Here is a 9,933-nt window from a genome sequence, read left to right as displayed (position 1 = left end):
AGACATCACACCGCTGAGGCCGTCCTGAACCTCCGCTGCCGGACGCACTCCACCCGCAACACGTCGACTCGGGACACGGAGAGTGCGCGCAAAAAGCTGCGGGAGCAGAAGCCGGGGCTGGCGCCGGGGCCGGAGAAGGAGGAGGCCCAGGCGGCGGGCGCGGCCGGGAGCACCCCGCGAAACGGCGGGGACCGGGAGGACGGGACCACTCCGCGGGGCGGGGCGGCACCGGGCGGGCCGGTGGCGGAGGACGGGGACGCGGGGCGGGGCGACCGGCAGGAACAGCAACAGGGCGGCGCGCCCGGGTCTTCGTCCGCGCCGCAGGCGTCGGGGACCGCGTCCGCCGACGGGAAGCCCGCTGCCGAAGCGAAGTCCGCTGCTGAGGCGAAGCCCGCCGCCGGCACGCGGCCCGCCGCCGGCGGCGGGTCGCCCGCCGGGACCCGCGACAACGGCCAACAGACCGGCGGCCGGGGCGAGAAGAAGGGTGCCGGGGCCGACGGCAGGGAGGGCACCGAGAGCGCCGGCACCCCGGTGGCCAGCAAGGAGGAGTCCGCGGCCAAGAACCGCCCGGGCGCGGTCGATGCCCAGGTGGCGGGGAAACAGCTCAACCCCGCGGACAAGCGGGGGCAGGGGCAGCCGGCGGGCACCCCGTCGACCGCCCGGCCCGAGGCGCAACAGCCCGGCGCGGTCAGCACGTTGGACGGCGTGCGCACCCAGGATCTCGAAGGGCCGCAGGAGAAGGTCGACGAGGATCCGTTCGGGGCCGGCAGCGAGTCCGAGGTGGACGTGGGCGGCGGTGAGCCGAGCGCCTGGGACGTCACGCTGCACCCGGACGACTACCTGCCCGCCCAGGACCTCGACGTGGCGGCCGTGCCGACCGCGGACAAGCTGGACCCGTCCGCGTCCGCCGCCCCGGCCACCCCGTCGTTCCCGGCCCCGCCGGTGACCAAGGCCGACACGGTGCAGGCGGAGCGGGACGCGGAGGACGCCGAGGACGCGGCGGAGGCCGAACCCGAGGAGGAGGTCGACGAGCCGTCGGCCGGGGCGGGGTCGTCGGCCGACGCCGACCGCCCGGACGGGGCGGGGCCCGGCGGGGAGGCGCTCGCGCCGGAACGGGCCGCCGGGGCGCGGACGTCCCCGGGCGCCGCGTCGAAGGACCCACAGCAGGGCGCCGATCCGAAGGCCGGCCCCGTTGCCGCCCAGGTGTCCGTGGAGCAGGCGCCGGGCGGGCCGGAGGGCGGCGGCCGGGCCAAGGAGCAGGCGACCAAGGAGGAGCAGGGCACGCCGGCCGCGGGCGACCGGTCGGGGGCCGGGCAGGAGAAGGGGTCCCCGCAGGCGGCGGGCGCCAAGTCCGCGGAGGGCGGGGCGGCCTCGGCCCCGTCCGCCGGTGGCGGGGAGCGGGCGAGGGCGGAGGCGACGGGTAAGCCCGAGGCGTCACCGTCGGGCGCGTCCGCACCGTCGGCGGGCGCGTCCGGCGCGGCGCCGGCGGGCGCCAACGAGCCGTCGGGCGGCGCCCAGTCGTCCGCGCCGGCGCGGGACAGCCATGTCTCCGGCGGGTCCAACGCGGACACCTCGGGCGGCGCCAGCGCCGACGCGGCGGCCGGGGCGCAGCGCGAACCCGCGGGCGGCGGGGGCCCGGAGCCCCGTACGGAGAGGCCGGCGCAGCAGGGGGCATCGGAGGGCGGGAAGGGAACTCCTGACGGTGCGAAGGGCGGCGCGGAGCCGGCCGCCGCCCCGGCGCAGCCCCAGACGGCCGCCGCGCCCACGCCCAAGGCGGAGGTCCCCCAGGCCGAGAAGGCGCCGCCCGCCGCGGCCGCCCGGCCGGCGCCGGCCCCCAAGGGCGCGGGGGGCGGTGGGGGCGCGGCCGTGCCCGTCAAGAAGGCCACGAAGGACTCCGGGCCGACGCCGAACCTCTCGAACGTCTCCCCCGAGGCCGGCCTGGCGACCGCGTCAAAGCTCAAGCCCCACAAGGCGTTTGAGGCGATGGGCGGGGTGGGCGGTGCGGTGGACCGCACGGTCGGCGACGAGCACAAGGCGCTGGCCGCGGCGCCGCCCTCGATGCAGCGACCGGCGGGTGCGCCAGAGACCCTCCAGGGCAAGCCGAAGGCCGACGCCCCGGCCCAGTACGACCAGAGCCCGGCGCAGCAGAGCCAGGCGCCCGCGGCGGACAAGGCCGAGGTCACCGGCGCCAAGGAGCCCGAGGGGCAGATCGAGGCGGAGAAGGCCGAGGAGCCGGGCGGCTGGCAGACGTTCAAGATGGCCCTGGGCTTCGGCATCGGGTGGGTGGCGGAGAAGCTCGGCTTCAAGGTGGACAAGCAGGAGTTGGCCGCCAAGTTCGCCGGGTTGCCGACGAAGGACGAGGCGCTCAAGAAGGCCCAGGCGGGCAACGCGCCGGGCGTGCAGATGCAGGGCGCCGCCGGCGCGAAGGCCGACGAGCAGGGCGGCGCCGTCGACACCAAGGGACAGACCACCGTCGCCACGGGCCGGGACGACGCGGGCCGGCCGATGGGTGAGAACCAGGTCTACCCGAACGCGCCCAAGGAGCGGATGGCCGCCAAGGTGCCCGGCCCGCAAGGGGGCGGGGGCGCCACCCAGCCGGGCGGGGCCAACACCGGGGCGGTGCCGCCCGAGGCGGCCTCCGAGGTGGCGGAGCACGATCGGGGCGCGCAGTTCCAGGCCGCGTTCGGCGACGGCCAGAAGAGCATGTCCAAGGGCCGGCAGAAGAAGGACCAGGACTTCCGCGACTCCCAGGAGAGGCACAAGAAGCAGGTCGACGCCGAGATCCAGGGCAACACCAAGAGCCAGGCGGACGAGCGCCAGAAGGCGATGTCCGAGGTCACCGACCACCGCTCCGACTGGCGCAAGGAGCAGGACCAGGAACTCAAGAAGCTCGGCGACAAGAAGTCCGACCGGCACGACAAGGTCCGCAAGGACGTCAAGGACAAGGAGGAGAAGACCGACAAGGACTCCACCAAGGAGAAGGACGACGGCGACAAGAAGATCCAGGACAAGAACACCCAGGCCGAGAACGACGCGAACAAGAAGCGCGACGACAGCGTCAATGAGTCCGGCAACTGGCTTACCAAGGCGTTCGACTGGATCAAGCAAAAAGTCATCGAGATCAAGAACGCGATCGTCGACATCATCAAACGGGCCCGCGAGGCCGTCGTCGGTTTCATCAGGCACTTCAAGGAGACGGTCGAGCGCTGGATCAACGAGGCGCGCCAGTTCATCGCGGACGCCATCAAGACCCTGATCAACGATCTGATCGAGTTCGCGAAGGCCATGGTCCGCGCGGTCATCGAACTCGCGCTGCGCATCCGCAAGTTGATCACCGACCTCATCTCGGCCGCCATCGCCCTGGTCAACAAGCTCGCGACGATGCTGAAGAAGGCGCTGAGCGACCTCCTCGACGCCATCGGGAAACTCCTCAGCGGCATCCTCAACATCCTCAAGCAGGTCCTCGAAGAGGCCGTCAAACAGGTCAAGGCGGCCATCAAGGCGGTCCTGGACTTCGCCTCGAAGCTGCTCAGCGCGCTCGGCGAATGGATGCTGATCGCGGTCGACTTCCTCTCCGACCCGGGCGGTTGGCTCAGCGGCGCCAAGAACTCCGCCGTGGACGGCGCCAAGAACCACCTCTTCGCCGAGATCTCCACCGCCGTCAAACAGTGGTTCAAGGAGAAGATCCAGGAGATCCTCGGCGTTCCCAAGGCCATCCTCGAAAAGCTCCTCAACGGCGGCTTCAAACTCGACGACATCGTCCAGGAAACCTGGAACGCCGTCCTTCCCCAACTCCCCCTCATCATCGGCGAACTGGTCATGACCAAGGTCGTGGCCAAGCTGATTCCGGGCGCGGGCTGGGTGATGGGCGTGATCGACGCCATCCGCACGGCCTGGGGCGCGCTGAGCGCGATCCTGCGGGCGCTGTCCATGGTCCTCGCCTGGCTGAAGGCGGTCCGCACGGGCGGCGCCGGCATCCTCTTCGCCAAGGCCGTGGCCTCCGGCGTGGTGGCCCTCCTCGAAGTCCTCTACCAGTGGCTCCTGAACGGCATCGGCAAGTACGTCGCCAAGGTCGGCCAACGCCTCAAGGGCGTGGCGGCCCGGCTCGGCAAGGGCGTCTTCGGCCGCGGGGGCCGCGACCGCCCGCGGGGCGCCGCCGGCGAGGGCTCCGGCGGCCGCACCCCCCGCTCCGAAGAACCCTCCAGGGAACCCGCCCCGAAGTCCCCCGGAGCCCCGGCAACCCGCCCGAGGGCCACCGAGCCCCGCGAGCCCAAGCCGGGCGAGCGGCCGAACACCACGAGGCCCGGGGACCGCCCCGGCACGACCGAACCCACCCACAAGCCCGGCGAAACCCCGGACAAGCCAACCCCGGACAGGCCAACCCCCGACAGGCCCAAGTCCCCCACCGAAGACCCCAAGAAGCCCGCCAAACCCACCGCCAACGACAAGAACGGCAAGCCCAAGAACCCCGACGAAAAACCCGACACCCGCCCCACCCCACCCGCCAAACCCAAGCCCAAACCCGAACCAGAGCCCAAACCCAAGCCCAAGGAGGACTCCCCCACCAGGCCCAAGGACAACGAAAAGCCAACCTCCAAACCCAAGGAAGACGACAAGCCGGGCCCCAAGCCCAAGGAGGACGAGAAGCCGGGGCGCACCCCCAAAGAGGACGACAAGCCCGGCACCAAACCCAAGGAAGAACCCCACTCCCCCAACAAGCCCAAGGAAGACCCCACTTCACAGCCCAAGCCCAAGGACAAGCCCGGCGAACACCCCCCAACCAAGCCCAAGCCCAAGCCCGACAAGGAACCCAACCACCCCCACAAGCCCAACGAAAAACACCCGGACCACGACCCCAAGAAGCCCAACCACCACCCAGACAAGGAACACGACCCGCACGCCCCCAAGAAGCCCAAGCCCCACGAGGGCGAAGGCAAGCCCCCCAAACACCATCCGGACGAGAAGGGCCCCCACAAGCCGCACCACGACAAGCCCAACGACAAGAAGCCCGGCAAGGACAAGGACGCCAAGAAGGACAAGAAGAAGGAAGACGAGAAAAAGAAGGATTCAAAGGAAGCGCGGCTGCACAAGATCGTGACGAGGATCCGCCCACAACTCGACCGCCTACTCGGTAGCGGAATCCGTCGGCTCACCATGCAGGGCGTGCTCACCGGTATGCGCGCCTGGCACCGTCTAACAGAACTCGGCATACACAATAAGTCGCCATTCGAGATCGTTGCGCGCCTGAACCCTCAGGAAATCGTCATCAATGGGGTGACGGTGGACTCGCTGGTCGTCATGGAAGATCTCGAAAAAATGGCCATGCGCAGCATGCAGGCACAGAGAACCTCACCTCCGCACCTCCCTGCCGCCACAATAACCGGAGCCACCGGAAACCCGGCACATTTCCTCGCGAACCTTTCAGACGGGCCGGATCAGCTGAAAAACGACATAACTTCTTACAATTTCCCCGAAGGCAGCACGGTGACCAGCCGCCAAGCCTCCGGGTACCAGAGCAACCGGTTCTTCTTCGAAGGGACACAGTCGGCCGGAAGGGCCGAAAAGTACCCACAGATGTTCAATTTCATCGAGCAGCACCCTTCGGTCTCCCAGCAAGACTTCGCACACGCGGTGGAGGCGGGAATATACGGCGACCCTGGTCGCATGAGAAATCTGCCGCCGGACGCACGGAGCAAGTCCCGGCTCCTGTCGTCACTGCTGTCCGGCCTTGAGGCATACCGCAGCCATCCTTCGCTGGCCCTTAACCTCATGGCCGTCCAGCTGGCTGCCCAGGGCAAAGCACCGCTCACCAAACTGCTGAGCAAGCTACCCATGATTCAGGGCGAAGCTCAGCACCGCGGGCGCGAGGTCGCGTACATGACGCGCATGTGGCAGATCATCGGGGACTCGCAGTATCGGCGACAGTCCTTCGATCCCACGACGATGAAGCCAGAAGAGGTTTTCCGCGCGCTCGACATTCCTGGTCGAATCCTGCCGAAAAGGGGATTCAGGCCCTACCCCAGCTTCCTGCGCAACATCCCCGACCAGGACCTGCGCAACCGCCTCGCCATGATGCACGCGCTCTCGGAAGGGCTTGGCATAGAGAAGAAGCACGTGGAGCAAATACTCTCCAGTCAGGTGCTCAACGGGGCGCGGACACGCAACCACATGTTGGAAAATCTGGGACACCACATTGCCGCCAACGGCAATCTCCAACTCAACGACTTCCACTTCAGCAGCAACACGATGAAGAACTACGTCGAGAGGGCGCAGACCATTCTCAACGAATATCTGGCCGATCAGACCATGGTGAAGAACAAGGAGAACGGCAGGAGATTCTATGCAGCCTATCTCCAGAGAATCCAACGCCTGCTGTTCGGCATGCGGAGACTTCCCTGAGTAAGGTTGAGACCATGACAGAACAAACGAAATTCATCGAGCGCCCGCTCGTGCTGCGTGACGACGAGGCCGCACAGAAACTCATGGACGTCTCGCACACCCTCAACTGGCAGTTCATCCGCGACAATGCCGAGCTCGCGGCATCTGAGCACGTCCAGGAGACGGTCTGGAGTCCACGCGAACAGGTATTCGTGCACCTTGTCACCGACGGCCCCACAAGGAGCAGGTCGGTCTATGTCTCCAGCACGCCGGACGCGATCGCCAGAGCAGTCGGCGTGCTGGAGTTCCTCGTCGATACCCTCGACTTTTGCAGCCTCGATGAACTCTCGTCAGATGCGACTGAAGCCGCTACGGAGAAACAACGGGCCATCGCGCTCGTACGTTTGGGGATGGGCGCACCGAAAGATTACGAGGAGCGGGTTTTCACCCTTCTTGAGGGTGGTTTTAGGCACCCCCACCCAACAGTCCGAAACGCCGCAATCTGGGCGACTCGATTCGCGCTGTGGCCTCAGTTCATTCCATTGATGGAGCGGATGAAGGACGAGGATCCTGAGCCGATCCTGCAGAGCGTCGCGGCGGACACGATCGAAATCTACCGAGAGTCGGGAGTCACGAGCCAATGATCACCTATGCAGACATCCCCAAGCCCATTCGGGCCGGGATTGTTGTGGTTGATGCTCAGATTGGGGTGCCGCAGCGGATCATTGTGTTGCAGTTCAATCCCGATACGTTGGAGCGGCAGGTGGCGCCGCAGGCTGCCGGGGGTGAGGGGGATGCCGGTGGGGGCGGGGGTGGGAGTGGTGGTGGGGATCGGAATGAGGCGTTGCGGCTGAAGGGGCCGGCGCAGGAGACGTGGAAGTTCACGGCGGAGATCGACGCGACCGATCAGCTCGATGTGGCGGCGCCGGAGGGGATTCATCCGGAGTTGGCGGTGCTGGAGATGTTGGTGCAGCCCACCACCGCGCAGCTCCTGGCGGCGTCGAAGTTGACGAAGAAGGGGACCATTGAAATCAGCCCGATCGAGACGCCGTTGACGTTGTTCACGTGGGGCAGCAAGCGGGTCATGCCGGTGCGGTTGACGGAGTTGTCGGTCAATGAGTCGGCGTTCGATGTGAATCTGAATCCGATTCGGGCCTCGTTGAGTGTCGGGTTGAAGGTGTTGACGGTGAGTGATTTGCCGGCCGGGCATCCCGGGGCGGCGCTCTATCTCGCGCACCTGGCGCAGAAGGAGCAGTTGGCGCGCCGGGCGCGGGGCGGGACGTTGGCGCAGTTGGGGCTGGGGAGGGGGATCTGAGGCATGGGCATCGAGCCGTATGAGAGCGCGTTGGACGAGGTGCCGGGGGCGCATCCGTATCCGCGCAGCAGTCGGTATGCGGGGATTGGGATAGGGGTGCATGTACTGCCCGATGGGGGTGAAGTGCGGTATGCGATGCGGAGGTTGTTGCCGGCCCTGCCGGATGCGGACGACGAGACCGTGCCGCATGTCGTCAGCAGCGGGGAGCGGGTCGACCAGCTCGGGCAGCGGTATTTCGGGGATCCGGGGCAGTGGTGGCGGATCGCGGATGCCAATCCGGTGTTGGATCCGCGGGAGTTGACGGCGGAGCCCGGGGTGGAGATAGCGGTGCCGCTGCCCGGTGGATTCGCCCAGGGGGCCGGCGGGGCGGGGGTGCGGCATGACTGAGGGGGACGAGCCGGTCGGGCGGGGGCCTCTTCACGTATCGCTTTATATGGGGCCCAAGTTGGCGCGGCCGGTGCCTCAGGAGGTGATGGAGGCGCTGTTGTCGGCGCAGATCACCAGTACGGCGGGGGAGCGGAGCGGGTTTCAACTGGCCTTTGACTTGACGAAGAAGGGCGCGATCGTCGAGCGGCTGTTGCCGGAGGGGTTTTTCGATCCGAAGACCAGGGTCATCGTCGCCGTTTCCCTCAAGGGGACGCCGGTGGTGTTGCTGGACGGGGTCATCGTGCGGCACGAGGTGGGCAGCAGTAACCATCCCGGGCAGAGCACACTGACCCTCACCGGGGAGGATCTGTCGCTGTTGATGGATCTGGAGGAGCGGACGGACCGGTATCCAAATCTGGCGCCCTCGCAGCGGGTTGAGCGAATTCTGTCCAAGTACGCCGACTACGGCATCGATGCGCGGATCATTCGGGAGCAGATTCCGCAGCCACCGCGGGAACAGCTGCGGGTCGACTACCAGACCGGGACGGATCTCCAGTATGTGAACGACCTTGCGCGGGCCAACGGTTACACGTTCTATCTGGAGCCTGGGCCGGTGCCCGGGCGTTCGACGGCGTTCTGGGGACCGGAGCAGCGGCTTGGGCAGCGGCAGCACGCCCTGAACGTGAATATGGATGCGAATTCGACGGTCGATCAGCTCACGTTCGCGTATGACGGGACGGCCAGGGAAGAGCCGCAGGCCCGGGTGCAGGATCCCGTGACGCGGCGCGCTCCCCTGCTCGCGCCGCCCGATATCAGCCCGCTGCGACCGCCGTTGGGATTGCGGGGGTCGCCGGCGCTCAAGCGGAAGACGCTGAGCGGGACGGCGAAGATGGACGAGGGGTCGGCGAGGGCCGAGGCATTGGGGCGGGCCGCCACCAGTGCGGACGCCATCTCGGGCTCGGGTTCACTGGATGTGACCCGGCACGGATATGTGCTGCGGCCACGGGAGTTGGTGGGGGTGCGCGGCGCCGGGGTCACCTACGACGGGGACTACTACGTGAAGAGCGTGACGCACAATCTGCGGATCGGCTCCTACCTCCAGAATTTCACGCTGTCGAGGGAGGGGTTGATCGCCCGCCGCGGCACCGTGCGGCCCTAGTCCCCCGCCCCGCCCTCCCCGTCCGCCGCAAGGCGGCACCATCCCAGCCCCCTCACCCACGCGCAACCACCGATATCGCCGCAGCCACCGAAATCGCCGTACCACCGATAACGCCGTAACCACCGATAACGCCGCAATCGCCGTCAAGGAGAGAAGTCGCGCATGGCCGGTGCACCGAACAACCGCTTCCTCGGCAAATTCCGGGGCCGGGTGGCGGCCAATGACGACCCGATGGGAATCGGGCGGTTGAGGGTCCAGGTCCCGGACGTGTTGGGCGATGAGGTGTCCACCTGGGCGTTGCCGTGCTTTCCGTTCTCCGGCGAGCGGGCCGGCCAGGTGGTGGTGCCGTCGGTCGGGGCCGGGGTGTGGGTGGAGTTCGAGTAGGGAGACCCCAGTTTCCCGGTGTGGGTGGGGTGTTGGTACGGGCGGCGGGAGGAATTGCCGGAGGACGCGCAGAAGGACCCGGCGATTTCGCATCCGGTGGTGATCCAGACCCCGGGGAAACACAAGATCGTGCTCTCGGACGTGCCCACCGAGGGGATTGTGTTGGAGGCGCCGGGCGGCGCCTCCGTGCGGATCGATGCCACGGGCGTCCACATCACCAACGGGCACGGGGCCTCGGTCTCGTTGACCGGGGAGCAAGTCGACCTGAACGACGGTCGGTTGACCGTGCCGAAGAAGCACTGACGGGAGCGGGGGAGGCAGGGCAGATGGC

At 67.9% G+C, this 9,933-nt stretch carries 7 protein-coding genes; all 7 read left to right on the top strand.

Going from position 1 to position 9,933, the window contains the following annotated elements; all coding sequences use genetic code 11:
• Positions 1 to 240 precede the first annotated feature (240 nt).
• The 7 genes from ACFVFQ_RS30570 (at position 241) to ACFVFQ_RS30540 (ending at position 9,905) form a co-directional block, all read left to right on the top strand.
• Positions 241 to 6,399, top strand: a complete 6,159-nt coding sequence (locus ACFVFQ_RS30570) for a hypothetical protein (protein WP_383422229.1) — start codon at positions 241 to 243, stop codon at positions 6,397 to 6,399.
• A 14-nt stretch (positions 6,400 to 6,413) separates the two neighbouring features.
• Positions 6,414 to 7,022, top strand: a complete 609-nt coding sequence (locus ACFVFQ_RS30565) for a hypothetical protein (RefSeq protein ID WP_383422227.1) — start codon at positions 6,414 to 6,416, stop codon at positions 7,020 to 7,022.
• Entirely contained in the window at positions 7,019 to 7,693 is a 675-nt protein-coding gene (locus tag ACFVFQ_RS30560) for a hypothetical protein (protein ID WP_383422225.1), read from the top strand. Before ACFVFQ_RS30565 ends, ACFVFQ_RS30560 begins: the two co-directional genes overlap by 4 nt.
• 3 nt (positions 7,694 to 7,696) lie before the next feature.
• Positions 7,697 to 8,080: a hypothetical protein gene (locus tag ACFVFQ_RS30555; protein ID WP_383422223.1), complete on the top strand. Its 384-nt coding sequence runs from the start codon at positions 7,697 to 7,699 to the stop codon at positions 8,078 to 8,080.
• Positions 8,073 to 9,218, top strand: coding sequence for a hypothetical protein (locus ACFVFQ_RS30550; protein ID WP_383422221.1), 1,146 nt, complete (start codon positions 8,073 to 8,075; stop codon positions 9,216 to 9,218). Before ACFVFQ_RS30555 ends, ACFVFQ_RS30550 begins: the two co-directional genes overlap by 8 nt.
• Positions 9,219 to 9,380: 162 nt before the next feature.
• Positions 9,381 to 9,602, top strand: coding sequence for a phage baseplate assembly protein V (locus ACFVFQ_RS30545; RefSeq protein ID WP_383422219.1), 222 nt, complete (start codon positions 9,381 to 9,383; stop codon positions 9,600 to 9,602).
• 99 nt (positions 9,603 to 9,701) lie between these two features.
• Entirely contained in the window at positions 9,702 to 9,905 is a 204-nt protein-coding gene (locus ACFVFQ_RS30540) for a hypothetical protein (protein WP_383422217.1), read from the top strand.
• Positions 9,906 to 9,933 lie beyond the last annotated feature (28 nt).

Source organism: Streptomyces sp. NPDC057743, from assembly GCF_042798755.1.
In the GTDB taxonomy this organism is placed as follows: Bacteria; Actinomycetota; Actinomycetes; order Streptomycetales; family Streptomycetaceae; genus Streptomyces.
This window is presented reverse-complemented; position numbering and strand designations above follow the sequence as displayed.

Coding starts and splice junctions, on each gene's coding strand:
- ACFVFQ_RS30565 (WP_383422227.1), top strand. CDS start 6,414: ATGACAGAACAAACGAAATTCATCGAGCGCCCGCTCGTGCTGCGTGAC.
- ACFVFQ_RS30560 (WP_383422225.1), top strand. CDS start 7,019: ATGATCACCTATGCAGACATCCCCAAGCCCATTCGGGCCGGGATTGTT.
- ACFVFQ_RS30555 (WP_383422223.1), top strand. CDS start 7,697: ATGGGCATCGAGCCGTATGAGAGCGCGTTGGACGAGGTGCCGGGGGCG.
- ACFVFQ_RS30550 (WP_383422221.1), top strand. CDS start 8,073: ATGACTGAGGGGGACGAGCCGGTCGGGCGGGGGCCTCTTCACGTATCG.
- ACFVFQ_RS30545 (WP_383422219.1), top strand. CDS start 9,381: ATGGCCGGTGCACCGAACAACCGCTTCCTCGGCAAATTCCGGGGCCGG.